This window comes from Sphingomonas sp. RS2018 (assembly GCF_054489605.1).
In genome coordinates this window covers 271,594-295,781 of record NZ_JBTMWL010000001.1, presented here as the reverse complement: position 1 = coordinate 295,781, position 24,188 = coordinate 271,594, and the positions used below count along the sequence as shown (strand labels likewise).

26 protein-coding genes and 1 pseudogene are annotated in these 24,188 nt (G+C 68.4%); 15 read left to right on the top strand and 12 right to left on the bottom strand.

The features are described 5' to 3' along the window. Positions 1 to 30: 30 nt before the first annotated feature. The 8 genes from ACX40P_RS01550 (at position 31) to ACX40P_RS01515 (ending at position 6,199) form a co-directional block, all read left to right on the top strand. Positions 31 to 1,362 carry a glutamate--tRNA ligase gene (locus ACX40P_RS01550; protein WP_459124539.1) on the top strand — a complete coding sequence of 444 codons (1,332 nt, stop codon included), beginning with the start codon at positions 31 to 33 and terminating at the stop codon, positions 1,360 to 1,362. Positions 1,363 to 1,449: 87 nt separating this feature from the next. Continuing rightward, positions 1,450 to 2,118: an energy transducer TonB gene (locus tag ACX40P_RS01545; protein WP_459124538.1), complete on the top strand. Its 669-nt coding sequence runs from the start codon at positions 1,450 to 1,452 to the stop codon at positions 2,116 to 2,118. A gap of 1 nt (position 2,119) precedes the next feature. Beyond that, the gene (locus tag ACX40P_RS01540) at positions 2,120 to 2,524 is read left to right on the top strand and encodes a hypothetical protein (RefSeq protein ID WP_459124537.1); all 405 of its coding nucleotides are present in this window, start codon (positions 2,120 to 2,122) and stop codon (positions 2,522 to 2,524) included. Next, positions 2,512 to 3,483 (top strand): bifunctional diaminohydroxyphosphoribosylaminopyrimidine deaminase/5-amino-6-(5-phosphoribosylamino)uracil reductase RibD, encoded by a 972-nt coding sequence (ribD, locus tag ACX40P_RS01535; RefSeq protein ID WP_459124536.1) that lies wholly within the window; start codon positions 2,512 to 2,514, stop codon positions 3,481 to 3,483. Before ACX40P_RS01540 ends, ribD begins: the two co-directional genes overlap by 13 nt. Next, positions 3,483 to 4,094, top strand: a complete 612-nt coding sequence (locus tag ACX40P_RS01530) for a riboflavin synthase (RefSeq protein ID WP_459124535.1) — start codon at positions 3,483 to 3,485, stop codon at positions 4,092 to 4,094. Before ribD ends, ACX40P_RS01530 begins: the two co-directional genes overlap by 1 nt. Further along, positions 4,078 to 5,214, top strand: coding sequence for a 3,4-dihydroxy-2-butanone-4-phosphate synthase (gene ribB, locus ACX40P_RS01525; RefSeq protein WP_459124534.1), 1,137 nt, complete (start codon positions 4,078 to 4,080; stop codon positions 5,212 to 5,214). Before ACX40P_RS01530 ends, ribB begins: the two co-directional genes overlap by 17 nt. After that, on the top strand, positions 5,214 to 5,633 hold the full coding sequence (gene ribH / locus ACX40P_RS01520) for a 6,7-dimethyl-8-ribityllumazine synthase (protein ID WP_459124533.1): 420 nt from the start codon (positions 5,214 to 5,216) through the stop codon (positions 5,631 to 5,633). The genes ribB and ribH overlap by 1 nt, the downstream gene beginning before the upstream one ends. A 5-nt stretch (positions 5,634 to 5,638) precedes the next feature. Then, entirely contained in the window at positions 5,639 to 6,199 is a 561-nt protein-coding gene (locus ACX40P_RS01515; protein WP_459124532.1) for a GNAT family N-acetyltransferase, read from the top strand. Here ACX40P_RS01515 and ACX40P_RS01510 read toward each other — a convergent pair. After that, on the bottom strand, positions 6,178 to 7,248 hold the full coding sequence (locus tag ACX40P_RS01510; protein ID WP_459124531.1) for an alkene reductase: 1,071 nt from the start codon (positions 7,246 to 7,248) through the stop codon (positions 6,178 to 6,180). The two genes, ACX40P_RS01515 and ACX40P_RS01510, sit on opposite strands and share 22 nt — an antisense overlap. 56 nt (positions 7,249 to 7,304) lie before the next feature. Here ACX40P_RS01510 and ACX40P_RS01505 point away from each other — a divergent pair, with 56 nt between their 5' ends. The 4 genes from ACX40P_RS01505 to feoB are packed head-to-tail and all read left to right on the top strand — an operon-like array spanning position 7,305 to position 11,081. After that, positions 7,305 to 8,237, top strand: a complete 933-nt coding sequence (locus tag ACX40P_RS01505) for a DMT family transporter (RefSeq protein ID WP_459124530.1) — start codon at positions 7,305 to 7,307, stop codon at positions 8,235 to 8,237. Beyond that, complete coding sequence (locus ACX40P_RS01500; protein WP_459124529.1) at positions 8,234 to 8,914, top strand: COQ9 family protein; 681 nt, start codon at positions 8,234 to 8,236, stop codon at positions 8,912 to 8,914. Before ACX40P_RS01505 ends, ACX40P_RS01500 begins: the two co-directional genes overlap by 4 nt. Positions 8,915 to 8,970: 56 nt before the next feature. Then, positions 8,971 to 9,237, top strand: coding sequence for a FeoA family protein (locus ACX40P_RS01495; RefSeq protein WP_459124528.1), 267 nt, complete (start codon positions 8,971 to 8,973; stop codon positions 9,235 to 9,237). Next, positions 9,234 to 11,081 (top strand): ferrous iron transporter B, encoded by a 1,848-nt coding sequence (feoB, locus tag ACX40P_RS01490; protein WP_459124527.1) that lies wholly within the window; start codon positions 9,234 to 9,236, stop codon positions 11,079 to 11,081. Before ACX40P_RS01495 ends, feoB begins: the two co-directional genes overlap by 4 nt. 167 nt (positions 11,082 to 11,248) lie before the next feature. Here feoB and ACX40P_RS01485 read toward each other — a convergent pair whose 3' ends face one another. Next, positions 11,249 to 11,425, bottom strand: coding sequence for a DUF4169 family protein (locus ACX40P_RS01485; protein WP_459124526.1), 177 nt, complete (start codon positions 11,423 to 11,425; stop codon positions 11,249 to 11,251). A gap of 47 nt (positions 11,426 to 11,472) precedes the next feature. On the opposite strand from ACX40P_RS01485, the gene ssb reads away from it, so the two are divergent. Further along, the gene (gene ssb / locus ACX40P_RS01480; RefSeq protein WP_459124525.1) at positions 11,473 to 12,018 is read left to right on the top strand and encodes a single-stranded DNA-binding protein; all 546 of its coding nucleotides are present in this window, start codon (positions 11,473 to 11,475) and stop codon (positions 12,016 to 12,018) included. 116 nt (positions 12,019 to 12,134) lie between these two features. Continuing rightward, positions 12,135 to 12,911: a MipA/OmpV family protein gene (locus ACX40P_RS01475; RefSeq protein WP_459124524.1), complete on the top strand. Its 777-nt coding sequence runs from the start codon at positions 12,135 to 12,137 to the stop codon at positions 12,909 to 12,911. Here the strand turns inward: ACX40P_RS01475 and ACX40P_RS01470 are convergent. The 9 genes and pseudogenes from ACX40P_RS01470 to ACX40P_RS01430 all read right to left on the bottom strand — a co-directional run bounded on the left by ACX40P_RS01470 (position 12,908) and on the right by ACX40P_RS01430 (position 21,904). Continuing rightward, a complete protein-coding gene (locus ACX40P_RS01470; RefSeq protein ID WP_459124523.1) occupies positions 12,908 to 14,455 on the bottom strand; it encodes a cryptochrome/photolyase family protein in 1,548 nt (515 codons plus the stop codon). The genes ACX40P_RS01475 and ACX40P_RS01470 overlap by 4 nt on opposite strands. Then, positions 14,452 to 15,039, bottom strand: a complete 588-nt coding sequence (metW, locus tag ACX40P_RS01465; RefSeq protein WP_459124522.1) for a methionine biosynthesis protein MetW — start codon at positions 15,037 to 15,039, stop codon at positions 14,452 to 14,454. The genes ACX40P_RS01470 and metW overlap by 4 nt, the downstream gene beginning before the upstream one ends. Continuing rightward, a pseudogene (locus ACX40P_RS01460) lies at positions 15,036 to 15,466 on the bottom strand (GNAT family N-acetyltransferase). The gene metW and the pseudogene ACX40P_RS01460 overlap by 4 nt, the downstream one beginning before the upstream one ends. Next, positions 15,463 to 16,587 (bottom strand): homoserine O-acetyltransferase MetX, encoded by a 1,125-nt coding sequence (gene metX, locus ACX40P_RS01455; protein WP_459125202.1) that lies wholly within the window; start codon positions 16,585 to 16,587, stop codon positions 15,463 to 15,465. Before metX ends, ACX40P_RS01460 begins: the two are co-directional and overlap by 4 nt. 250 nt (positions 16,588 to 16,837) lie before the next feature. Then, a complete protein-coding gene (locus tag ACX40P_RS01450) occupies positions 16,838 to 18,289 on the bottom strand; it encodes a S41 family peptidase (RefSeq protein ID WP_459124521.1) in 1,452 nt (483 codons plus the stop codon). An 84-nt stretch (positions 18,290 to 18,373) separates the two neighbouring features. Beyond that, positions 18,374 to 18,985, bottom strand: coding sequence for an ABC-type transport auxiliary lipoprotein family protein (locus tag ACX40P_RS01445; RefSeq protein WP_459124520.1), 612 nt, complete (start codon positions 18,983 to 18,985; stop codon positions 18,374 to 18,376). Beyond that, the gene (locus ACX40P_RS01440) at positions 18,985 to 19,950 is read right to left on the bottom strand and encodes an MlaD family protein (RefSeq protein WP_459124519.1); all 966 of its coding nucleotides are present in this window, start codon (positions 19,948 to 19,950) and stop codon (positions 18,985 to 18,987) included. Before ACX40P_RS01440 ends, ACX40P_RS01445 begins: the two co-directional genes overlap by 1 nt. 2 nt (positions 19,951 to 19,952) lie before the next feature. Beyond that, positions 19,953 to 20,798, bottom strand: a complete 846-nt coding sequence (locus ACX40P_RS01435) for an ABC transporter ATP-binding protein (protein WP_459124518.1) — start codon at positions 20,796 to 20,798, stop codon at positions 19,953 to 19,955. Beyond that, a complete protein-coding gene (locus tag ACX40P_RS01430) occupies positions 20,798 to 21,904 on the bottom strand; it encodes an MlaE family lipid ABC transporter permease subunit (protein ID WP_459124517.1) in 1,107 nt (368 codons plus the stop codon). The genes ACX40P_RS01435 and ACX40P_RS01430 overlap by 1 nt, the downstream gene beginning before the upstream one ends. A 62-nt stretch (positions 21,905 to 21,966) precedes the next feature. Between ACX40P_RS01430 and ACX40P_RS01425 the strand changes: the two genes are divergently transcribed. Next, on the top strand, positions 21,967 to 22,641 hold the full coding sequence (locus tag ACX40P_RS01425; RefSeq protein ID WP_459124516.1) for an HAD family hydrolase: 675 nt from the start codon (positions 21,967 to 21,969) through the stop codon (positions 22,639 to 22,641). 131 nt (positions 22,642 to 22,772) lie between these two features. Here ACX40P_RS01425 and ACX40P_RS01420 read toward each other — a convergent pair whose 3' ends face one another. After that, entirely contained in the window at positions 22,773 to 24,041 is a 1,269-nt protein-coding gene (locus ACX40P_RS01420) for a DUF445 domain-containing protein (RefSeq protein ID WP_459124515.1), read from the bottom strand. Positions 24,042 to 24,188 lie beyond the last annotated feature (147 nt).

Sequence of the window (24,188 nt, the reverse complement as noted above, 5' to 3'; positions counted from 1 at the left end):
CGTGGCGATGGCTGGCGTAAAGCGCCGCCCATGACCGTCGTCACCCGCTTCGCCCCATCGCCCACCGGCACGCTGCACGTCGGCAACATCCGCACCGCGCTTCACAACTGGATGTTCGCGCGCGCGCACGGCGGGCGCTTCCTGCTGCGCATCGACGATACCGATAGCGCACGCAGCGACGAGCGGTTCGTGGAGGCGATCCGCGCCGATCTCGACTGGCTCGGGCTGGTGCCGGACGGCGAGGAGCGGCAGTCGGCGCGGTTCGGGCGGTATGACGCGGTGTTCGCCGATCTTGTGGCGCGCGGGCGCATCTATCCTGCGTACGAGACGCCCGAGGAACTCGACCTCCGCCGCAAGATCCTGCTCGGGCGCGGGCTGCCGCCGATCTACGAGCGTACCGCGCTGTCGCTCACCGACGCCGACCGCGCCGCGCTGGAAAGCAAAGGGCGGCGGCCGCACTGGCGCTTCCGGCTCGACCACGCGCCGATCGTCTGGGACGACCTGATCCGCGGCCCGCAGCGCTTCGATTCCGCGACGATGAGCGATCCCGTCATCCGCCGCGCCGACGGGTCGTGGCTGTATCTGTTGCCCAGCGTCATCGACGATATCGACATGGGCGTGACCCATGTCGTGCGCGGCGAGGATCATGTGTCGAACACCGCGCTGCAATTGCAGATGTTCGACAGTCTCGGCGCGACGCCGCCCGCCTTCGCGCACGAGGCGCTGCTGACCGGCAGCGAGGGCAAGCTGTCGAAGCGGCTCGGCTCGCTCGGCGTCGATCATTTCCGCGATGTCGGCATCGAGCCGCACGCGCTGGTCGCGCTGCTGGCGCGCATCGGCACCAGCGATCCCGTCGAACCGCTGGTCGATCCCACCCCGCTGGTCGTCGCATTCGACTTCGCCCGCTTCGGCCGCGCACCCGCCCGCTTCGACGAGGGCGAGCTGGCAGGCGTCAACGCGAAGATCGTCCACCAGCTGCCGTACGACGCGGTCGCCGCCCGCCTGCCCGCGGGCATGGACGCGGCGGCCTGGGACGCGATCCGCCCGAACCTGACCAATGTCGCCGAGGCCGCCGTCTGGTGGGCGGTGGTCGAGGGACCGATCGACAGCGTCACGATCACCGACGAGGATCGCGCCTATCTCGCCACCGCCGCCGGCGTCGCCGCAACGATCGACTGGTCCGTTGACCCTTGGCACGCGCTGACCGCCGCACTGAAGGACGCGACCGGCCGCAAGGGCCGCGCACTGTTCCTGCCGCTGCGCCGTGCGCTGACGGGCCGCGATTACGGCCCTGACATGCCCGCGCTGCTGCCGCTGATCGGGCGCCAGCGCACGCTGGAGCGGCTCGGAGGCAATATGTAACAATGTCTCTTGCGGCATCGATGCAATGATGTAACATTTCCTTGCTGCCCGATTCGGCAACAGGAGATTTTGCAAGGGAGAGGTTCGATGTCGTCTCAAGGCTATCAGCGTCCCAAGACCAGCCCCGCCACCGTCATCGCCGCCATCGCGGTGAACATCGGCATCGTCGCGCTCATCGCGACGGCGGGCGGCCACTTCGTCCGTGTCGACGACGACGGCACGATCGCGATCCGCAACATCCCGCTCGACGATCCGCCCCCGCCGCTCCCCGAACCGACGACGCAGCCCGAGACGAAGGTGCTGGAAAGCACGCCGTTGCCGACCATTCCGAAGGCGGAGGTGCCGATCGACATCGTCCGGCCCGACAGCGTCGCCGGCACCGATGTCATCCCGCCACCGGGTAACCCGCCCCTGCCGGGCACCGGCGGTGCGGGCAGCGTGTCGGTCGATCCGATCGCGCCGCCCGCGCCCGTCCTCACCGACGCGTCGCCCGATCCGCGCGCGCAGTTCCAGCCCGAATATCCGCAGTCGGAACGCCGCGCCGGCACCGAAGGCAAGGTGACGGTGCGCGTTCAAATCGGCGCGGACGGGCGGGTGATCGCGGTCGAACAAGTCAGCGCCACCACACCCGCCTTCTTCGAAGCGACACGGCGACAGGCGCTGTCACGCTGGCGGTTCCGCCCGGCAACGCGCGACGGCGTGCCCGTCGACAGCTGGCGGACGATGTCGCTGCGTTTCGTGATGGAGGATAGCTGACATGTCGGGCAGGAGGGGGCTGGCCCCGCCCCCTCCCACCCCCTATCTTGTCGATGTGAAAGCCTATTTCGCCCGCTTCGCGCCGCTGCGCGCGATCAACGACCTGCGGCACTTCATGGCGCTGCAGAAGCCCGCCCATGTCGTGTTCCTGATCCTGTCGATCGTCATCACCACGCTGGTCATCGTGGCGTTTCGGATCGATTCGCACTTCGAGCGCGAGTACAAGCAGGACATCATCTACGTGAAGAACTGGCGCGCCGACCGGTCGGAGGCGGAGATCCGCGCCGGCCAGCTGCGTGACATGGCGCTGAAGGCGCGCACTGACGCCATCCGCGACAAGGCGCAGGCCGATCGCCAGGCCGGCTTCCAGCGGCTGGACGACAAGCTGGAAAAATGGGGGATCTGACCGATCGCCGCTGGATGGCGGCGGCGGTTGCCCTGTCGGAGCGCGGTCGCGGCCGCACCGCGCCCAATCCCAACGTCGGCTGCATCATCGTGCGGGACGGCTTGGTCGTCGGGCGCGGCTGGACCCAGCCGGGCGGGCGCCCCCATGCCGAGGCGATGGCGCTGGCACGGGCTGGCGACGCGGCGCGCGGCGCCACCGCCTATGTCACGCTGGAACCGTGCGCCCATATCTCGCCACGCGGCCCGGCCTGTGCCGATCTTCTGATCTCAGCCGGCATCGCGCGAGTCGTGGTCGCGACCGGCGATCCCGATCCGCGCACCGATGGCGCGGGGATCGAGCGCCTGCGCGCCGCCAGCATTGCCGTCACCACCGGCGTGCTGGATGCCCGAGCCCGCTCGGCCATGGCCGGCTTCCTTACCCGTCGCGCACACGGACGCCCGTTCGTCACGCTGAAGCTCGCCACCTCGCTCGACGGATGCATCGCGCTCGGATCGGGGGAAAGCCGCTGGATCACCGGCCCCGCCGCCCGCGCCCACACCCATGTCGAGCGCGCGCGTCATGACGCCATCCTGGTCGGGCGCGGCACGCTGGTGACCGACGCCCCCCGCCTCGACGTGCGCCTGCCCGGACTGGAGGATCGCGCCCCGCACCGCATACTACTCACCCGCGGCGACGCCCCGCCCGGCTGGACCGGCATCGCCGACCCGACCGCCATCGCCACGCTCGACAGCGTGAACGAACTGCTGGTCGAGGGCGGCGCCCGGACCGCCGCCGCCTTCCTGCGCGCAGGACTCGTCGATCGCTTGCTGCTCTATCGCGCGCCGATCCTGATCGGCGGCGGCATCCCCGCGCTCGGCGACATCGGCCTCGGCGCGCTTGCCGATGCGCATGGCCGCTGGCGGCTGGAAGATGCGCGGACGCTTGGCAGCGACCGGATCGAGGTCTATCGCGCCGCCTGATGTTTACCGGAATCGTCAGCGACATCGGCGCGATCGTGGCCGTGGAGGACCGCGGCGACCTGCGCGTCGAGATCGCCACCGCCTATGACACCGCCGGGATCGACCTCGGCGCATCGATCGCCTGTTCGGGCGTCTGCCTGACCGTCGTCGACAAGGGGCCGGGCCGGTTCGCGGTCGATGTGTCGCACGAAACCGTCAACCGCACCGCCGCCGAGCAATGGACCGCCGGCCGCCGGCTGAACCTCGAACGCGCACTCAGGATGGGCGACGAGCTGGGCGGGCATATCGTCACCGGTCATGTCGACGGCATCGGCGTCGTGAAGGACGTGCGCGACATCGGCGGATCGACCGCTATCACGATTTCCGTCCATCCCGACACTGCGCCATTCATGGCGACCAAGGGATCGGTTACCATCGACGGCGTCTCGTTGACCGTCAATGACGTTGCCGACCTTGAGCACGGCACCGAGATCGCGCTGAACATCATTCCCCACACCCAGTCGGTCACGACGCTCGGCGACCTCACGATCGGTCGCGTCGTCAACATCGAGATCGACGTGCTCGCGCGCTATCTGCAGCGCATGGAGGCCTATCGTGGCAAAACCCGCTGAACTCGCGCGTCTCGCCCACGCCTTCCTCTCCTCGCCCGAGGAGATCATCGACGAAGCGCGCAACGGCCGGATGTTTATCCTGGTCGATGACGAGGATCGCGAGAACGAGGGCGATCTGGTCATTCCCGCGCAGATGGCGACGCCCGACGCGATCAACTTCATGGCGAAATACGGCCGCGGCCTGATCTGCCTCGCCATGACGAAGGAGCGCGTCGACCAGCTCGGGCTCGACCTGATGAGCCGCAACAACGGCACCCGGCACGAAACCGCCTTCACCGTCTCGATCGAGGCGCGTGAGGGCGTGACGACCGGCATCTCCGCCGCCGATCGCGCACGCACCGTCGCGGTCGCGATCGATGCGTCGAAGGGGCGCAGCGAGATCGTGACGCCGGGCCACGTCTTCCCGCTGGTCGCGCGCGACGGCGGCGTGTTGGTCCGCACCGGCCATACCGAGGCGGCGGTCGACGTTGCCCGCCTCGCCGGCCTCAACCCGTCCGGCGTGATCTGCGAGATCATGAACGAGGACGGGACGATGGCGCGGATGGACGACCTCGTCGCCTTCGCGCAGTTCCACAAGCTGAAGATCGGCACGATCCGCGACCTGATCGCCTATCGCCGCCGCTACGATCACCTCGTCGCCAAGACCGCCGAGTCGCGCTTCGTCAGCGAATGGGGCGGCGAATGGACGGCGATGACCTACTGGAACCGCGCCAGCGGCACCGAGCAGGTCGTGTTGCAGAAGGGCCGCGTGACGCCCGACAAGCCGACTCTGGTGCGCATGCATGCGCTGTCGCCCTTCACCGACCTGTTCGGCGAGCGCAATCCGCGCGCGACCCTGTTGCAGCAATCGATGCGGATGATCGGGGAGGAGGGCGCCGGGATCATCGTCGTGCTGACGCCGACCCGCGCCGACGGCTTCACCACCGCGCTGCGCATCCGCAATGCGGAAGCCGTGGCGGACATGGAGGAGTTGCGCGATTACGGCGTCGGCGCGACGATCCTGAGCGAACTTGGCGTGCGCGACATGATCCTGCTCACCAACACCCACCACACGCTCGTCGGGCTGGAGGGCTATGGCCTCAGCATCCTCGGCGAGCGTCCCATCGAAAAAGGCGTCTGATGGCCCATTTCCTGATCGTCGAGGCGCGCTTCTACGAGCATCTGAACGACCTGCTGCTGGAGGGCGCGCGCGCCGCGTTGGAGGCGGCCGGGCACAGCCATGAGACGATCACCGTCCCCGGCGCGCTGGAGATCCCCGGCGCGGTCGCGCTGGCGAGCGAGGGCAACACCTACGACGGCTATGTCGCGCTGGGCGTCGTGATCCGTGGCGAGACCTATCATTTCGAGATCGTCGCGGGCGAAAGCGCGCGCGGGCTGATGGCGCTCAGCATGGATGGCCTCGCCATCGGCAACGGCATCCTCACGACCGAGAACGAGGCGCAGGCGCTGACCCGCGCCAAGCGTACCGAGAAAGACAAGGGCGGCGAGGCGGCGAAGGCGGCGATCGCCATGTACCAGCTGCGCAGTCGCCTCTCCTGAGCGGGGTGCCGCCCGGACCCGTGCTCTTCACGCCGCGGCTGATGCTGCGGCCCTTGTCCGGCGACAACCTCGACGCCTATGCCGCCTTCGCGGCGGACCCCGACCAGATGCGATTTCTGGGTGGGCCTATGTCACGCGCGGCGGCGTGGCGCGACCTGTCGCTGCGCGCCGGTGCTTGGCTGACGCGCGGCTTCTCGATGTTCTCCGTCATCGAACGCGACACCGGCGCCTGGGTCGGCCGCATCGGCCCGTGGCAGCCTGAAGGCTGGCCCGGCACCGAGGTCGGCTGGGGCGTGGCCTCCGCCTTTGCCGGACGCGGCTATGCGTATGAGGCGGCATGCGCGGCGATGGACTATGCGGTCGACGTGCTCGGCTGGACCCACATCATCCACACCATCGCGCCCGACAACCTGCCGTCAATCCGGCTGGCGCAGCGGCTGGGATCGACGAACGGCGGGCCGGTCACGCTGCCCGACCCGCTATCCGCCTACCGCGTCGACGCCTGGGGACAGAGCGCCGACGCGTGGCGGGTTGCGCGGCGCAACTACGCCGCGAGCGACGGATAATCCGTGTAGCCCTCGGCGCCGTTGGTGTAAAAGGTCGCCTTGTCGGGCGCATTCAGCGGCGCGCCGGTACGGAAGCGCTCGACCAGATCGGGATTGGCGAGGAACGGCCGACCGAAGCTGATCGCATCGGCGATGCCGCTGTCGAGATCGGCCTGCGCCGACGCAAGGTCGTAATCCTGGTTGAGGATCAGCGGCCCGGTGAACGCCTTGCGGATCGCTGGGCTGAGCTTCGGCACGTCGGACCGGCTGAAGCTGTCCTCCGGCCCCTGCTCGCGCAGTTCGAGGAAGGCGATGCCGAGCGACTGGAGATGCGCCGCCGCCGGCACGAACACGCTCTCCGGGTTCGAATCGTCGACTCCCTGCGAATCGCCGTTGGGCGAGAAGCGCACGCCGGTGCGATCGGCGCCCGCCTCGGCCACCAGCCGCTCCATCACCTCGCGCAACAGGCGCAGGCGGTTGTCGACCGGCCCGCCGTAGTCGTCGTCTCGGAAGTTGACGCCGTCCCGCATGAACTGGTCGATCAGATACCCGTTCGCCGCATGGAGCGCGACGCCGTCGAAGCCGGCGCGGATCGCGTTGCGGGTGGCGCGCGAATAATCGTCGAGCGTCCGCGCGATATCGTCGCGGGTCATTGCCCGCGCCTCGACGTTCGGATTGTCGGTCGCCCCCGGCCGCGCGGGTGCGGTGGTGGCGGACGAAGAGAAGGGCGCGGAGCCGGTCACGTCCTTGCGCGCCAGTCGGCCGAGGTGCCACAGCTGCGTCACGATGCGCCCGCCGGCCTCATGCACCGCCGCCGTCACCGGCTTCCACGCCTCGACCTGCTCGTCCGACCAGATGCCCGGCGCGTTCGGCCAGCCCAGCCCCTCGCGGCTGATGCCCGTCCCCTCGGTGATGATGAGCCCCGCGCCCGCGCGCTGGCGATAATAATCGACCATGATCGGCGTCGGCACATGATCGGCGGTGGCGCGACCGCGCGTCAGCGGAGCCATGACGGTACGGTTGGGCGCGGCGATCGCGCCATAGGTAATGGGGTCGAACAGGCTGGGCATGCAAATCTCGCTCGGGTTGATGGCGACGCAGCGAAGATAGGGCGCTACAGGGCCGCATGCATCGCCCCGCCGACCCAATAACGCCTACGCCGCCCCCAAGCAGAATTGCACCGGTGATCGCGGTGTTCGTCGCCAACGCCGCGCTGGCGTTCGGCCCGTGGTTCGTACGGATGGCGGATGTCGGCCCCGTCGCCTCGGCCTTCTGGCGGATCACGCTGGCCGTTCCGGTGCTGCTGGCGGCCGCAGTGCTGATGGGCGAGCGGCCGGTGCGCCAGGCGCGCGGGCTGTGGTGGATCCTCGCCATCTCCGGGCTGACCTTCGCCGCCGATCTCGGCAGCTGGAACATCGGCATCCGCCAGACGACGCTCGCCAACGCGACGCTCTTCGGCAACGTCGCGGTCTTAATCTATCCCCTCTATGGCTTCCTCGTCGCGCGCAGCTGGCCGACGCGGATGCAGGGGCTGGCCTTCGCGATGGCGGGCGCGGGCGCGATGCTGTTGCTCGGGCGGTCGGCGCAATTGTCGAGCGTGCATCTGGTCGGCGACCTGTTCTGCGTGCTCGCCGGCGTGCTCTACGCCGTCTATTTCATCGCGATGGCGCGGGTGCGCGAGACGATGCAGCCGGTGTCGGCGCTGGCGATCTCGTCGCTGCTCTGCACCGCGCCGCTGCTGGTCGGCGCGCTGGCGCTGGGCGAGACCGTGATGCCGCAGAACTGGACGCCGCTGCTGCTGATGGCGCTGGTCAGCCAGCTGATCGGGCAGGGCCTGATGATCTACGCGCTCGGCCATCTGTCACCGCTGATCGTCGGCATCGCGCTGCTGACCCAGCCCGTCGTCGCCGGGGTGATCGGGTGGCTCGCCTATGACGAGCGGCTGGGTGTGCCCGATTTCGTCGGTGCGGCGTTGGTCGCGGTGGCGCTGGTGCTGGTTCGCCGCGGCGAGCGTGCCGCGCCGGTTGCGCCCACGCTGGCCGGCGCGCAAAGGGAATGACGATGGATACCCCGACCCTCGCCCCCGATCTCGCCGACGCGACCCTGGACGAGGTGCGCGCCGAACTGGCCGCCGATGTCGCCGCCAACGCTGCGTTCGATGGCTGGAGCGCGACGGCGGTCGAGAATGCCGCAATAACGCGCTCGGTCGATGCCGATGTGGCGAAGCTCGCCTTCCCGGGCGGCGCGTCCGACCTGATCGACGCGTGGTTCGCCGCGATCGACGCGGCGATGCTCGCTTCCCTGCCCCCCGAGACGCTTGCCGCGATGAAGATCCGCCAGCGCATCACCGCGCTGGTCGAGACGCGGTTGGAGCTGCTGGCGCCGAACCGCGAATCGTTGCGCCGCGCGCTTGCCGTGCTGGCACAGCCGCAGAACCTCGCCACCGCTGCGCGCCTCGCTTGGCGCTCCGCCGACGTGATGTGGCGCGCCGCGGGCGACACCGCCACCGACTACAACCACTATACCAAGCGCACGATTCTTGCCGGCGTCTATGCCGCGACGATTCAGGTGTTCCTGGGCGACGAGAGCGAGGGCCATGCCGAGACGCGTGCCTTCCTGTCGCGGCGCATCGACGGCATCATGCGGTTCGAGAAGGCGAAGGCAGGCCTGCTGGCGCGGCGCGAGCGTATCCCGAGCTTCAGCCGCTTCATCGGCCGCCTGCGCTATCCGGTGTAGGCGGCCAAGCGAATCTGCTGGCGTTTGCCTCATGTTATTGATAATCGGTCGCAGTTGTGACCGTCCACGCCCCCATCACTCCCCCGCTGACCCTCGATCGCCTACCGCCCCGCGCGCGCGGTGAGGTCGCCGGCATCGATTGGGATCAGATGACGCCGCTGGAGGCGCGCCGCCTGCGCGAATTCGGGCTGGACGAGGGCGTCGACGTCGAACTGCTGCAACGTGCGGGCCTTGCGGGCGGGCCGCTGGCCTGCCGCATCGGCCGCATGACCATCACCTTCCGCCGCCACATCGCGCGGGCGATCCACGTCACGACGCGATGACCGCCATCCCGCTGGTCGCGCTGGTCGGCAATCCCAATGCCGGCAAATCCGCGCTGTTCAACGCGCTGACCGGCGCGCGGCAGAAGGTCGGCAACTATCCCGGCGTTACCGTCGAGCGTCACTCCGGCCGCCTGTCCCTCGACGACGGACGCCCCGTCGAACTGGTCGACCTTCCCGGCACCTACAGCCTCGATCCGTCCAGCCCCGACGAGGAGGTGACGCGCGACGTCGTGCTCGGCCGGCAGGCGGGGGAGCGGCGCCCGGATGCGATCGTCGTCGTCGCCGACGCGACGAATCTCGACAATCACCTGCGGTTCGCGCTGCAGCTGAAGGCGCTCGGCCTGCCGATGGTGCTTGCGCTCAACATGGTCGACATGGCCGCGCGCGACGGGCTGACGATCGACGTCGCCGCCTTGTCGGCCGAACTCGGCGTGCCGGTGGTGGAGACGGTCGCGGTGCGCAAACGCGGGCTCGACCCGTTGCGCGCCGCCGTCTCATCGGTGCTTGGTCAGGCGCCCGTACCGGCCTCCGAGGTCGATCCCGACATCCGACATTTCCAGCGCGAGGCGCGCCGCATCGCGCGCGCCGCCACCGTCGACGAACCGCGCGCGCGCGCCGTGACCGCCTCGCTCGACCGGTTTGCGCTGCACCCGGTGCTCGGGCCGGTGATCCTGCTCGCGCTGCTGTTCGTGATGTTCCAGGCGGTGTTCAGCTGGTCGGAAGCGCCGGTCGGCTGGATCGAGGGCGCGCAGGGCTGGCTCGCCGACAGCGCGGTCGCGACATTGCCTGCGGGCTTCCTGCGCGATCTGCTGGTCGAGGGGATCATCAACGGCGTCGGCTCGGTCGTCGTCTTCCTGCCGCAGATCGTCATCCTGTTCCTGTTCATTCTGATCCTCGAAGCCTCGGGCTACATGGTCCGCGCGGCGATGCTGATGGACCGGATGATGGCGGGCGTCGGCCTGTCCGGCCGCGCCTTCATCCCCCTGCTCTCCAGCTTCGCCTGCGCCATCCCCGGCATCATGGCCACGCGATCGATCAGCGACCCGCGCGAGCGGCTGACGACGATCCTCGTCGCGCCGCTGATGACCTGCTCGGCGCGGCTGCCGGTCTATGCCGTCATCATCGGCGCCTTCATCCCCGCGCGCGACGTGATGCCCGGCGTCGGCTTGCAGGGGCTGGTGCTGCTCGCCCTCTATCTGGCCGGCATCGTCAGCGCGATGCTGGCCGCCGTGCTGATCCGTCGCACCGTCACCCGCGGCGTCGGCGGCGGCTTCCTGCTGGAAATGCCGCGCTATCAATGGCCGGCGGTGCGCGACATCGCGATCGGCCTGTGGCAGCGCGCCTACGTCTTCCTGCGCCGTGCGGGCACGATCATCATGGCGGTCACCGTATCGCTGTGGCTGCTGGCGAGCTACCCGGTCGCGCCTGAGGGCGTGAAGCAGAGCGAATATTCGATCGCCGGCCGCATTGCGAGCGGGCTGGAGGTCGTGCTGCGCCCGATCGGCTTCAATCACGAAATGAGTCTGGCGGTCATCCCCGCGATGGCGGCGCGCGAGGTCGCGGTGTCGGCGCTCCAGACCGTTTATGCGATCGACGCGACCGACGAGGAACAGGGCGCGCAGGAACTGGGCGGCAAGCTCGCCGGGCGCTGGAGCCTCGCCACCGCGCTCGCCTTCCTCGCCTGGTTCGTGTTCGCGCCGCAGTGCCTTTCGACCATCGCCGTCGTCCGGCGAGAGACCAACGGCTGGACATGGCCCGCCTTCATGATCGGCTATCTGTTTGCGCTGGCCTATGCCGCGGCGGGCGCGACCTACTGGATCGCGGTCTGGGCGGGGCTGGGCTGAAGCCTGCCGCTGTCCTACACGGCGCCCATCCGCTACCCCTGAACGCCTCCAACAAAGCTCAACCGACCGGTTGAGCTTTAAGGCCGTTTCACGAGGGAAAACGCACGTGTATTTTTCTCAACATTCACGCTCAACATATCGGTTGAGTATCGATCCCCACACTGCCCCTAATCGTCGAGCTTCGCGCCATCCAGCAGCGCGGTCAGGCGATACGCTTCCGCCGCCTCGCGCTGCTTCTCGGCCTTCGTCCGCCCGAATTTCGCGCGGTTGGCGTCGGCCACCGCCGCCTTGTCGGCGCGCGCTTTCGCCTTTCGGGCGCGACTTAGGGATATGATTTCGGCCATATGACGCCTATCTGCGGTCAGCTATTCTCGAACGTTTTGGAGCGCACATGGCGGGCAGCGTCAACAAGGTCATTCTGGTCGGCAACCTGGGGCGCGACCCCGAAAGCCGCAGCTTCCAGAACGGCGGCAAGGTTGTGAACCTGCGCATCGCGACGTCGGAAAGCTGGAAGGACAAGAATTCCGGCGAGCGCAAGGAAAAGACCGAGTGGCACTCGGTCGCGATCTTCAACGAAGGTCTGGCGAACGTCGCCGAGCGGTTCCTGCGCAAGGGGTCGAAGGTCTATATCGAGGGCCAGCTCCAGACGCGGAAATGGCAGGACGCGCAGGGCCAGGACAAGTACAGCACGGAAGTCGTGCTGCAGGGCTTCAACGGCGTGCTGACCATGCTCGACGGCGCGCCCGGCCAGGGCGGTGGTGCGGGCGGCGGCGGTGGCCGCGGCGGGTCCGACTTCGGCGGCGGTGACGATTTCGCCGGCAACGGCTCGCGCGGCGGCGGCAACTTCAATTCGGGCGGGCAGCGTTCGGGCGCCGCACCCAAATCGAACGACTTCGGTGGTGGCTACGACGACCTGGACGACGACGTACCGTTCTAAGGCGCAGCGCGGCGAGCGCCCGTCCCGGGCGCCGACACGCGCAAGCCCGGCCGGCGGGCCATTTCGGCCCGACCGACGACATGGGCTTTGCCCATGTCGGAAATGGAGAGACAGTTATGATCCGCACGACCATCATCGTCCTGTCCCTCCTGTCCACCGCGCTTCCCGCCGCCGCGCAGGAACGCGACGACCGCCCCCGCCGCACGCGCGTCGCGCTGGGGCCGCAGCTTGTCCCGCGCTATCCGGGTGCCGACTCGATTGCGGTGCGTCCCTACATCGACTTCGCCCGCGCGCGCGGCGACACGCCGTTCGTGTTCGAGGCGCCGGACGAGAGCAGCGGCTTCGCGCTGAAGACGATCGACGGCTTTTCGTTCGGCCCCGCGATCGGGTTCGAGGGCAAGCGGCGCCGGCGCGATACCGGACCCGGTCTGGCAGAGGTCGGCTTCACCGTAGAGCTAGGCGGCTTCGTCCAGGCGCAACTCACCCGCAACGTCCGCGCCCGCGTCGAAGCCCGACAAGGGCTCGGCGGGCACCGCGGGCTGATCGGCATGGTCGGGGTCGACTATGTGGCGCGCGACGGCGACCGCAACCTGACCTCGCTCGGGCCGCGCCTGACCCTCGCCGGCGGCCGCTACAACCGCGCCTATTTCGGCGTGACGCCGGGTGAAGTCGCCGGATCGGGCCTGCCGGCGTTCCGTCCGGGCGGCGGGTTGCAGGCGGTCGGCGTGACCGCGAGCCACCTGCGCCAGCTGAGCGGACGCTGGGGCGTGGTCGGCTATGCGAAGTACGACCGGCTGGTCGACGATGCGGCGCGGTCGCCGGTCGTCCGCGCCTATGGCTCGCGCAACCAGATCTCGGGCGGCGTAGCGCTCAGCTATACCTTCGGAGGTTAGGAGCCCCAGCCTGCGGCTGCGGGTTCGAGGCTGGCGAGGAACGCCTTCGCGCTCGCGCGGACCTCGCGGCGGCTCTCTTCGCTCATCCGGTCCCACGTCGCATACATGTTGCGCATCCGCGGGTTCTTGCGAAATCGCGCGTCGTGGCGCGCGAGGAAGTCCCAGTACAGCGCGTTGAACGGACAGGCGTCGGGTCCGGTGCGCTGCTTGACGTCATAACGGCAGCGCCCGCAATAATCCGACATGCGGTTGATATAGGCGCCGCCGCCGGCATAAGGCTTCGACGCCAGCCGCCCGCCGTCGGCATGCTGGCTCATGCCGATGACGTTGGGCAGTTCGACCCATTGATACGCGTCGGCGTAGACGACTAGGAACCACTCATCGATCGCCTTCGGATCGACGCCGGCCAGCATCGCGAAGTTACCCAGCACCATCAGCCGCTGGATATGATGCGCATAGGCATGCGCCCGCGTATCGCGCACCGCGATGTGCAGACAGCGCATTTCGGTCTCCGCGGTCCAGTAGAATTCGGGAAGCGGCCGGGTGGCGCCCAGCGCATTGGCATCGGCGACCGCCGGCATGTCCAGCCAGTACATGCCGCGGATATATTCGCGCCAGCCGAGGATCTGGCGAACGAAGCCCTCCACCGCGTTGATCGGCGCATCGCCCGCGTCATAAGCGGCGACCGCGGCCTCGCACACCTCGCGCGGGGTCAGCAGGCCGCAGTTGATCGCCGGGCTGAGCACCGCGTGGTACAACGTGTCCTGGTCGGCCAGCATCGCGTCCTGATAGTCGCCGAAGCCGGGCAGCGCGGTCGCGATGAAGTGGCGCAGCGAACGGCGCGCCTGCGACGCTGTGACGGGAAAGGTGAAAGGTTCGAGGTCGCCGAAATGATCCCCGAACCGCGCCGTCACCAGCGCCAGCACCTCCTGCGTCGTTTCATCCGGCGTGAAGCGCGACGGGGCAGGATAGTTGAGCCCGCGCGGCGGCGTCTTGCGATTGTCGTGGTCGTAGTTCCACTGACCCCCGACCGGATCGTCGCCCACCATCAGCCAGCCGGTGCGGCGACGCATGTCGCGATAGAAATATTCCATCGTCAGGCTGCGGCGCCCTTTTGCCCACGCCTTGAAGTCAGCGATCGAACACAGGAAACGATCGTCGTCGAGTACTTCCACCGGCAGGCCGAGCGACTCGCCCCAACTTAGGATCGCCTGCTGCACGCGCCATTCGCCAGCCTCGACGATGCGGATCGCGGTGGCGCGATGGCGTTTCGCGGCGCGCGAAACTTCGCCCGAGAAGCTGCCGGTGTTGCCCCGCGCGTCGAGCTTCACATAATCAACGCGCCACCCCTTGCCTTCCAATTCGGCGGCGAAGTGGCGCATCGCCGACAGGATCAGCGCAATCTTCTTGGGGTGATGCTTCACATAGGTCGTCTCGTCGACAACCTCCATCATCAGGACGATGGCGTCGTCCTTCGCCACATCGCGCAGCGACGCCAGATCATGGGTCAGCTGATCGCCCAGGATGGGGATCAGCACCGTCATCGGCGCAGCAGGAACACCGCATGTTCGGCGCGGAAGTTCGCCGCCGCGGCGCTGGTCTGCGTACCGCGATTGAGGAACCAGCTGCCCTCCACCGTCAGCCCGCGGTCGGCCACGAAGGCGCGGAAGTCGTCGATGGTGACGTGGTGGATGTTCGGCGTCTCATACCAGGCGAGCGGCAGCAGCTTCGTCACCGGCATCCGCCCGCCCCACAGCAGCGATGCACGCACGCGCCAGTGCGCGAAGTTCGGGAAGCTGACGAAGGCGCGCGTACCGATGCGCAGCAGGTGATCGAGCACGACGTGGGGTCGCATCGTCGTCTGTAGCGTCTGGCTGAGGATCGCATAATCGAACGCGTCGGCCGGATAGTCGGCGAGGTCGGTGTCGGCATCGCCCTGCATCACCGACAGGCCACGGCCCAGTGCAGTGGACACGTCGCCCGCGTTCAGTTCCAGTCCGCGCGCATCGCAGCCGCGCTCGTCGCGCAGCGCCGCCATCAGCGCACCGTCGCCGCAACCCACGTCGAGGATGCGACTACCCGGCGCGACATTGGCGGCGATGATGGCGAGATCGGGCCGCAGCGTCATGCCATCGTCCTCAGCACCGCGACCGCATCGGGCGACAGGCGTTCCATATAATTTTGCGGGCGCAGCGCGCGTGGAAGCCCAGCCGTTCGTACACCCCATGCGCATCCAGCGTCACCAGGCCGATGCGGCGGATCCCGGCGAACGCGGGATGGTCGACGAACCAGCCGACCATGCGCCGCCCGAGTCCCTGTCCGCGCGCACCCTCGTTCACCCACACGTCGGCGATCCACGCGAAGGTGGCGTGATCGGTAATGGCGCGGGCGAAGCCGACCTGCACGCCATCGCGATACGCGCCGAGCGGATGCGAGCCGGCGATGGCGCGCACTACACGCTCGCGGTCGATGCCGGGCGACCAGTAGCTCGACGCGAGCCAGCCGTGAATGCGGTCGAGGTCGAGCCGGGCGGGGTCGTCGCTTAGCTCCATCATGCGATCGCCCGCAGGAAACCCGCCATCACCCGGTCGAGTTCGGGCGAATCGAGCAGGAAGGCGTCGTGGCCGAAGGGCGAGCGCAGTTCCACGAAGCTGGCCGGCGCACCGGCGGCGTTGAGCGCGTGGACGATGCTGCGCGACTCGCCGGTCGGGTAGAGCCAGTCGGTATCGAAGCTGACGAGGCAGAATCGCGCCTGCGAGCCCCGGAAGGCGCTGGCGAGGTGGCCGCCATGCTCCTCGGCCAAGTCGAAATAGTCGAGCGCGCGGGTGATGTAGAGGTAGGAGTTGGCGTCGAACCGGTCGGTGAAGGCCAGCCCCTGATGCCGCAGATAGCTTTCGACCTGGAAGTCGGCGTCGAAGCCGAACGTCTTGGTATCGCGCGCCTGCAGCTTGCGGCCAAATTTGGCGGTCAGGCCGGCTTCGGAGAGATAGGTGATGTGCGCGGCCATGCGCGCGACTGCCAGACCCGCCGTGGGTGCCGGGCCGTCGTAATAGTCGCCGCCGTTCCAATTGGGATCGGCCATGATCGCCTGTCGCCCGACTTCGTGGAACGCGATGTTCTGCGCCGAATGCCGCGCGGCGCTGGCCAGCACGACGCAGGCGCGCAGGCGGTTCGGGAAGGTCGCGGCCCAACTGAGCGCCTGCATCCCGCCCATCGACCCGCCGATCACCGCGGCGAGGGTGCCGATGCCGAGATGGTCGAGCAGCATCGCCTGCGCGCGCACCATGTCGCGGATAGTGATGACCGGGAAGGTCATCGCATAGGGCTTGCCCGTCGTGGGATCGTTGCTCGCCGGCCCGGACGACCCCATGCAACTGCCGAGCACGTTGCTGGCAATGACGCACCAGCGGTTCGTGTCGATCGGCTTGCCCGGCCCCACCATGCGCTCCCACCAGCCGGGCTTGCCGGTGCGTGGGTGCGCGGAGGCGAGATGCTGGTCGCCGGTCAGCGCGTGGCAGACGAGGATCGCGTTCGAAGCATCGGGCGCGAGCGTGCCGTAGGTTTCGTACGCGATCTCCACCGACGCCAGCCGCCCGCCGCCGTCGAGCGCGAGCCCGCCGAGCGCGGCGCGGCGATCGAGGCCGAAGCGGGAATCGGAGGCGGGCGTGGTGAGCATCACGGGTGCGCTATGCCACGGATGGCAGCGATTGCGAGAGGGACGAGGCCTGGCACGGTGATGATGCCCGCCGAGCGCATCTCCCATTCCGTTCGCGCTAAACCTGTCGAAGGGCTGTCCACGCCCCGAAACCGTTCGGGCTGAGCCTGTCGAAGCCCTGCCCTTCACTTCGTGCCGCGCGCTCTAGGCCACGAAGAAAGCCAGCCCTTCGACAAGCTCAGGACGAACGGAGGTGGGACGCTTCCCGCCCTTAGAACGCGCCCGGCACCTCACGCTGGGCCGCCGTCGTGCGATCCTCGGGCGACAGAAGTTCCATCGTCACCCCATTACGTGCCATTGCCGCCGAAGCCGTAGCGGTGATCGGCGTGCAGGCGCGACCGGCAAGGAAGTCGAGCGCGGTCTTCACCGAGGATTCGCGCGCGTCGCCGAGCGGGAAGTTCACGTCGTCGGTCGCCTGGCAGGTTTTTTCCATCACGGTGGCGAGGCCGTCGAAATAGGCGCCCTGACGGTTCGCGTTCTGCGTGGCGAAGGCGATGACGCGCAAGCGATCGTCGCAGGCGGCGCGGTCGAGCGCAACCTGACCGACCGGCTTGCCGTAGGTGTTGGTGCCGATCAGCGCGGCGTTGCCGTGCAGATACGGGATGAAGGCGTTCATCACGAGTTCGCTGGCCGACGCGCTGCCGCCGGTGCCGATGAAGGCGATCTTCATCGCCGGGATCGACTGACCGCTGGGAGCGAAGAACTTCGTGCTGTTGTTCGAAGCCTTGGCGGCATTGAATGTCGTGTAGCTCAGCACGTCGGTCGTCGCGCGCTGGCCGCCGAGCAGGTTGCTCATCAGCTCGGCAATCGAGACGAGGCCGCCGCCGTTGTAGCGGAAATCGACAATCACCTCGGTCACGCCCGCCGTGCGGAACTGCGCGAAGGCGGTGCGCAGCGCCGGGTCGGCGGTGGAGATGAAGGTGCGCAGGTTGACGTAGCCGACCTTCTTGCCGCCGTCGTCGAGGATCCGCGCGCCGTAGCGCGAGGAGACCGGCGTGAGTTCGTAATCCGCCTTCGCCACGGTCACATTGCGCGTGCCGGCGGCATCGGTGACGCGGAAGACGCGGGTCGTGCCGGGATCGCCGGGGCCGAAGGCGGTGGTCACGCCGGCGCTGCCCTCCAGCGCGATGATATCGCTGACGGTGCGGAGGTTCGAGGCCGAGGTGCCGATCGCGAGGATCTCGGTACCGCGGTCGATACCGGCGGCGAGCGCGGGTGCGCCCTCGAACGCTTCGGACACGAACACGCGCCGCTGCGCGCTGTTGATCGAGGTGCGGAAGCCGAAGCCGGCGGTCTGGCCGGACGCGTAATAGGCGTTCTCGTCCGCGATCGACGTCAGATAGGTGAAATAGCGGTCCTTGCGCTGCGCGCGCGCGGTCGCGGTCAACGCGTCGACATAGGCATCGACCGTGGAATAGGACGCCGGGTTGAGATTGGTCGGCAGCAGTTCTGTGAACAGATACCATTCGCGCAGCTGCGCCGCCGCCCAGTCCTGACGCTCCCGCAGCGAACACCCGGCGGTCGCGGTCGGGGTCGGGCTGGTCCCCGCGGTCGGCGTCGGCGTGACCGAGACGGTGCCGCTCGACGATCCGCCGCCCGATCCGCCGCATGCGGAGAGCAGGGCGGCGAGCGTGACGAGCGTGGTGACGGAACGAAGCGCCATGAATGATTCCCGACGAGGACCGGATGATCTGCCTAAGCTATAATCAAATTCCGTTATTTCAATAGCTTGTACGCCAGTGCCCGATCAGCGACCGACCCAGTCCGCCACCTGATCGGCGACCTGGTTCGCCGCCTGATTAAGCGCGTTGCCTACGGCGGTCGCTTCGACCACCGGAACCGGCACGCGTGCCTCGAACCGGCGCTTCTCCAGCGGCTGGCCGGTGCGGCGGATCAGCGCGGCGTCGAAGGTCACGACCGCGCTCGACGACGCGGCGTCCACGCCGAAGTTGCGCAGTTCGCCCGCCAGCGTCGCGCCGGGTTCGCCGACCAGACGCCCGCCAACGACCACGCGGCCCGCGCGCGTCGTCACCGCGTCGGACATCAGACGCGCGAACAGGCGGTTGGGCGGCTCCACCCACTGCGCATCCTTGACGTAGGCGACGGTCGTGTCGGTCGCATGGACCGGGATGCGCAGCGACGCGATCTCCTGCGGCACGGTCGGCACGGCGATGATAATCGTGCCCGCACCCGGCGTCGTCTGGGTCGCGCCCGCCGGTACGGGCGTCGCGGCGCGCAGCGTCAGCAGCGATTCGGGCGGCTTCGCCCCGAAGCTGAGGCAGCCGCCGAGCAACAGTGGCGCGGCGAGGACGGCAAGCGCGATCGGGGTCTTCATCGAATAGGTCCTCATGTCGGCCATCACTTCTTCGGCTTGTAGTCGGGCAGCTTGGGCGAACCGATCAGCGACGATGCACCGCCCTGATCGACCTTCTCCGCCACCGATGCCAGCGACGACGTCATGACGCGCAGGTCGCTGACCAGCTGGTTGATCTCGGGCAGCGTCTGGCGCGAGAAGCCCTGCACGCCCGGCTTCGCCTCGGCGATGACGTCGCCCAGCGCTTCGGCGCTCTTCTGCGCGGAGCCGATCGCCTTGTTCAGATTGGCCATCGCCGGCTGGACGTCGTTGGCGAGCACGCCGTTGGTCGTCTGCGCCAGATCGCCGATCTGCTGCGCGGCGTTGCCGGCCTGTTCGATCGCGACGCGGGTCTGCGCCAGCGTCGCCGCGATCTCCGGCCCGCGATCGGCGAGCGCGTCGGTCAGGCGGTTGGTATTCTCGAGGATGCCAGCGATCGATGCCTGATTGCGGTCGCTGAGCAGGCCGGTCAGCCGTTCCGTCAGCGTGGTCAGCCGTTCCAGCAGCTGCGGCGCGGAACTGAGCAGCGCGCCGAGGCCGCCGGCCTTCGTCGGGATCAGCGGCGCGCCGAACGGGCAAGCGCGCTGCGCATTCTCGGCCGGGCATTCGATCGGCGGGGCACCCTTCACCGCGCCGTCGAGCTGGACGGTGCTGGTGCCGGTGAAGCTGCCTTGGATCGACGCCTTCGTTCCCTGCAGCACCGGTGTCTCGGGCCGCACGCTGATGCGGACCTTCACCAGCTGCGGGTCGGGCGGATAGAGTGCGATATCCTTCACCTGGCCGATCGGCACGCCCGAATAATTGACCGCCGATCCCTTCGCCAGCCCGTCGACCGACTGCGTGAAGAGGATGTCATATTCCTTGTCGTCGGCCACGCCGAAGCGCGCCAGCCACACCGTAAACAGCGCGAGGACAAGCAGCAGGATCAGCACGACCGAGCCGACGAGAACGTGATTGGAGCGCGTTTCCATGTTTATCTTACCGTCCTGTCGGGCGCATGGCCCTCGGAATCGCCGGCGGCGGCGACTCGTTCCTGCGTCTCGGTCGCCGCGCGACCGCGAGGTCCGTTGAAATATTCCTGAATCCAGGGGTGATCGAGCGCGAGCAGCTCCGGGATCGTGCCGACCGCGATCACGCGCTTGTCGGCGAGTACCGCCACCCGGTCGCAGATCGCATAGAGCGTGTCGAGATCATGGGTGATGAGGAACACCGTCAGCCCCAGCGTGCGCTGCAGCGACTTGGTGAGTTCGTCGAACGCGGCTGCACCGATCGGGTCGAGCCCGGCGGTCGGCTCGTCGAGGAACAGCAGATCGGGATCGAGCGCGAGCGCGCGGGCGAGACCGGCACGCTTCTTCATGCCGCCCGACAGTTCGGCGGGGTATTTCGGCCCGGCCTCCGCCGGCAGGCCCGTCATCACGACCTTGTAGCCCGCGATCTGCGCCATCAGCACCGGATCGAGATCGGGATAGAATTCGCGCAAGGGGACCTGGATGTTTTCGCTGACCGTCAGCGTTGAGAACAGCGCGCCGCCCTGGAACAGCACGCCCCAGCGCTTGCGCACCGCGACGGCATCCGCCGCCTCTTCATCGGTATCGCGCCCGCCGAACACGCTGACCGATCCGGTGTCGGCGGTCTGCAACCCGATGATCGAGCGCATCAGCACCGACTTGCCGGTGCCTGACCCGCCGACGACGCCGAGGATCTCCCCCTTCTTCACGTCGAGGTCGAGGTTCTCGTGAACGGTCTGGTCGCCGAAGCTGTTGCTGAGGCCCCGGACGCGGATGATGGCGTCGCCGTCGAAGGTCGGTTCGGTGCCCATCAGTTCCAACCGATCCAGGTGAAGAACACCGCGAAGAAGGCATCGAGCACGATGACGAGGAAGATCGCCTGCACCACCGCAGCGGTGGTGCGCGTGCCGACCTGTTCGGCGTCGCCCTCCACCTGCATGCCCTGGAAACAGCCGGCAACCGCGATGATCGCCCCGAACACCGGCGCCTTGATGAGCCCGACGTAGAGATCGGTAATCGGCACGACTTCGCGAATGCGCTGGATGAAGGTGACCGGCGGGATATCGAGCTGCAGCCAGCACAGCAGGCCGCCGCCCATGATCGCGATCAGCGACGCATAGAAGCCGAGCAACGGCATCAGCAGGATGGCGGCGAGCGTGCGCGGCACGACCAGTGCTTCCATCGGCGACACGCCGATCGTGCGCATCGCGTCGATCTCCTCGGTCAGCTTCATCGTGCCGAGCTGTGCCGCGAAGGCGGAGCCCGAGCGGCCGGCGACCATGATCGCCGTCATCAGCACGCCGAGTTCGCGCAGCGTGATGCGGCCGATCAGGTTGATCGTGAACACCTCCGCGCCGAACTGGCGCAGCTGCACCGCGCCCTGTTGCGCAATGACGATGCCGATCAGGAAGCTCATCAGTCCGATGATGGCGAGTGCCGAGACGCCGACGACCTCGAACCGCTGCACCACCGCGTTGAAGCGGAAGCGGTTGGTGCCGACGAACAGGCTCTTCGCGACCGTGCCGAACGCGATCACGGTCGCGCCGAAAAAGCCGAGCAGCCCTTTCAGCGTATGCCCCGCCTGCACCGTCGCCGCGCCGATCTCATCGACCACGCGCAGGAAGGAGGGCAGCGGCGTTTCGGGGACGGCGAGCGGGATGTCGGCTTTCGCCACCTGATCCATCAGGTGGCGGTAATTATCGGACAGTCCCTCGATCCGCGCATCGTTGGCGGCCGCGTAGCGGTGGACCACCCAGGCGCCGATCGTATCGAGCCGGCGGATCTCCGACAGGTCGAGCGTACGCGCGCCGCCCGCGGCATCGAGCCGGTCCGGCAGGTCGCCGAGCCGCGCGAGCGTCAGGTCGCCGCGAAACCGCAGCGTATCGTCCGCCTGTGTGAAATCTGCCTGGCCGCTCATCGGCGCCCCTCATTCCCGATTCTGGCTGGCGCGGCAAGACGAACGGTGCGTACACAGCGACGATGCGCCACGCCCTCGCCATCTACGACATGGACAAGACGATCACGCGGACGCCCACCTGGACGCCGTTCCTCGCCTTTTCGATGCGCGGCCGGGCGCGCTGGCGCCTCGCCCTGCTGCCGTGGGCGGCGATCGCGACGCTGGCCTATGCTGCCAAGCTGATCGACCGGGCGCGGCTGAAGCAGACGACGCAGCGCTGGCTGCTGGGCGGATCGCTCGCTGCCGACAAGGTCGAGAGTTTGAGCGCCACCTTTGCGGATCACGTCGTCGCCACCGGCGTGCTGGACGGCGCGCGCGACCGGATCGCCGCCGATCGCGCCGCGGGATACCGTCTGGTGATGGCGACCGCCTCCTACGCCTTCTACGCGCGCGCCATCGCCGAACGCCTGGGCTTCGACGACGTCATCGCGACCGAGAGCGAGCATGATCCGGCCGGCGCGCTGATCCCACGCATTGCTGGCGAGAATTGCTACGGCCCTGCCAAGCTGCGCGCGATCCGGGCATGGATGCACGCCCGCGAGATCGACCGGCATGACGCGACGATCCGGTTCTACAGCGATCACGTGTCGGACGCCGTCGTGATGGACTGGGTTGACGAACCGTTCGCGGTCAATGCCCACGGCCCCTTGCGCGCGATGGCGAAGCGACGCGGGTGGCCAGTGCTCGACTGGCGGTAGGCAGCGCTCCCCCTCCCCGTTCGTGCTGAGCGAAGTCGAAGCACCGTTCTGTGACCCGCAGGCGCTACGTTCGCGGCACGAAATGCGGTCCTTCGACAGGCTCAGGACGAACGGGAGTGGGGGACACGTCCTCAAAGGAACGCGCCACCCGTGTGGATCGCGACGCCCACCAGCCCGCCGACCAGCGTACCGTTGACGCGGATGTACTGGAGGTCACGGCCGACGGTGTTTTCCAGTCGATTCGTCAGCGTCTCGGTATCCCATCCGCGGATCGTGTCGCTGACCAGCCGGACGATCGCGTCGCCGTAATCCGACGCTGCGCCGACGGCGGCGCGGCGCACGAAGCGGTTGATCGTCTTCGCCAGCCGTGGATCGCGCTGGAGCGCGTCGCCGAACTGGCGCAGCGCCTCGCCCAATTGTCCGGACAGCAACCGGTCCGGATCCTCGGCGGCGCGGATCAGGCCGGCGCGGATGTTTTCCCAGATGCCCTGCCACCAGTCGGCGACGGCTGGATTGTCGAGCAGGTCGTTCTTGAACGATTCGAGCTTGTCGCGCGCCGCCGTGTCGTTCTGCAGGTCGATCGCCAGCGTCGCCAGCCCCTCCTCCGCTTTCGCGCGCAGCGGATGTTCGGGATCGTCGGCGACTTCCGCCATCAGCTTGTACAGCGCGTCGAGCAAGGTGTTGGCCAGCGTCGCATCGAGCCCGGTCCAGCGCAGCACGCCGCCCGCCTTGCTGGAGATCATCGCGCGAAGGATCGGTTCGTTCGCCTCGATCGTCTTCGCGCCCCAGCGGATGACGGTGTCGATCAGCGGCACGTGCCGGTTCTGCGCGATCGCGGCCTGGAGCCCCTTGCCGACCAGCGGCGCCACCTGCATCCGCCGCAACTGGCCCGACAGCCCCGCGCGGACCATGCCGCCCAGCCGCTCCTGATCGAGCGATTCGAGGATGTTGACGACCAGCCGCGACGCCCCGCGCCGCAGCCGCCCACCGCCGAGCCCCGCCGGATTGGTCAGCCACCGCCCGACCGCGGCGGCGACATCGATCCGCCCCATCCGCCGCGCGACCACGCGCGGAATGAGAAAATTATCGCGCAGGAACTGACCGAGCGTGGTGGCGATACGATCCTTGTTGCGCGGCACGATCGCGGTGTGCGGGATCGGCAGCCCCAGCGGATGACGGAACAGCGCGGTGACCGCGAACCAGTCGGCAAGGCCGCCGACCATCGCGGCCTCCGCGAACGCACGGATGTATCCGATCGCAGGATGCACGCCCTCGTTCGTCCGGGCGATGACGTACACGACCGCCATCGCCACCAGCAGGCCTGTGGCGACCATGCGCATCCGGCGGAGCGCTGGCGGGGCGGCGCCCCCCTTCGCGAGGGGCAGGGCGGCGGATGCCATGGGGTGACAATCCCCGAATGCGGGGGAAGTTCAAGTGGGCGGTGCGTACTTGCTGCCCCTCCCTCGTGAAGGGAGGGGTTGGGGTGGGTGGGGATGGGGCGGGTAACACCGCTCCCCACTAGCCGACCCACCCCCGCCCCTCCCTTG

Excerpts from the sequence above, each read along its gene's own strand:
- ACX40P_RS01445 (WP_459124520.1), bottom strand. The coding sequence starts at position 18,985 with ATGGCCGACATGAGGACCTATTCGATGAAGACCCCGATCGCGCTTGCC.
- ssb (WP_459124525.1), top strand. The coding sequence starts at position 11,473 with ATGGCGGGCAGCGTCAACAAGGTCATTCTGGTCGGCAACCTGGGGCGC.
- ACX40P_RS01440 (WP_459124519.1), bottom strand. The coding sequence starts at position 19,950 with ATGGAAACGCGCTCCAATCACGTTCTCGTCGGCTCGGTCGTGCTGATC.
- ACX40P_RS01530 (WP_459124535.1), top strand. The coding sequence starts at position 3,483 with ATGTTTACCGGAATCGTCAGCGACATCGGCGCGATCGTGGCCGTGGAG.
- feoB (WP_459124527.1), top strand. The coding sequence starts at position 9,234 with ATGACCGCCATCCCGCTGGTCGCGCTGGTCGGCAATCCCAATGCCGGC.
- ACX40P_RS01470 (WP_459124523.1), bottom strand. The coding sequence starts at position 14,455 with ATGACGGTGCTGATCCCCATCCTGGGCGATCAGCTGACCCATGATCTG.
- ribD (WP_459124536.1), top strand. The coding sequence starts at position 2,512 with ATGGGGGATCTGACCGATCGCCGCTGGATGGCGGCGGCGGTTGCCCTG.
- ACX40P_RS01505 (WP_459124530.1), top strand. The coding sequence starts at position 7,305 with ATGCATCGCCCCGCCGACCCAATAACGCCTACGCCGCCCCCAAGCAGA.
- ribH (WP_459124533.1), top strand. The coding sequence starts at position 5,214 with ATGGCCCATTTCCTGATCGTCGAGGCGCGCTTCTACGAGCATCTGAAC.
- ACX40P_RS01450 (WP_459124521.1), bottom strand. The coding sequence starts at position 18,289 with ATGGCGCTTCGTTCCGTCACCACGCTCGTCACGCTCGCCGCCCTGCTC.
- ACX40P_RS01475 (WP_459124524.1), top strand. The coding sequence starts at position 12,135 with ATGATCCGCACGACCATCATCGTCCTGTCCCTCCTGTCCACCGCGCTT.
- ACX40P_RS01500 (WP_459124529.1), top strand. The coding sequence starts at position 8,234 with ATGACGATGGATACCCCGACCCTCGCCCCCGATCTCGCCGACGCGACC.
- ACX40P_RS01430 (WP_459124517.1), bottom strand. The coding sequence starts at position 21,904 with ATGAGCGGCCAGGCAGATTTCACACAGGCGGACGATACGCTGCGGTTT.
- metW (WP_459124522.1), bottom strand. The coding sequence starts at position 15,039 with ATGACGCTGCGGCCCGATCTCGCCATCATCGCCGCCAATGTCGCGCCG.
- ACX40P_RS01540 (WP_459124537.1), top strand. The coding sequence starts at position 2,120 with ATGTCGGGCAGGAGGGGGCTGGCCCCGCCCCCTCCCACCCCCTATCTT.
- ACX40P_RS01420 (WP_459124515.1), bottom strand. The coding sequence starts at position 24,041 with ATGGCATCCGCCGCCCTGCCCCTCGCGAAGGGGGGCGCCGCCCCGCCA.
- ACX40P_RS01485 (WP_459124526.1), bottom strand. The coding sequence starts at position 11,425 with ATGGCCGAAATCATATCCCTAAGTCGCGCCCGAAAGGCGAAAGCGCGC.
- metX (WP_459125202.1), bottom strand. The coding sequence starts at position 16,587 with ATGCTCACCACGCCCGCCTCCGATTCCCGCTTCGGCCTCGATCGCCGC.
- ACX40P_RS01550 (WP_459124539.1), top strand. The coding sequence starts at position 31 with ATGACCGTCGTCACCCGCTTCGCCCCATCGCCCACCGGCACGCTGCAC.
- ACX40P_RS01435 (WP_459124518.1), bottom strand. The coding sequence starts at position 20,798 with ATGGGCACCGAACCGACCTTCGACGGCGACGCCATCATCCGCGTCCGG.
- ACX40P_RS01510 (WP_459124531.1), bottom strand. The coding sequence starts at position 7,248 with ATGCCCAGCCTGTTCGACCCCATTACCTATGGCGCGATCGCCGCGCCC.
- ACX40P_RS01425 (WP_459124516.1), top strand. The coding sequence starts at position 21,967 with ATGCGCCACGCCCTCGCCATCTACGACATGGACAAGACGATCACGCGG.
- ACX40P_RS01545 (WP_459124538.1), top strand. The coding sequence starts at position 1,450 with ATGTCGTCTCAAGGCTATCAGCGTCCCAAGACCAGCCCCGCCACCGTC.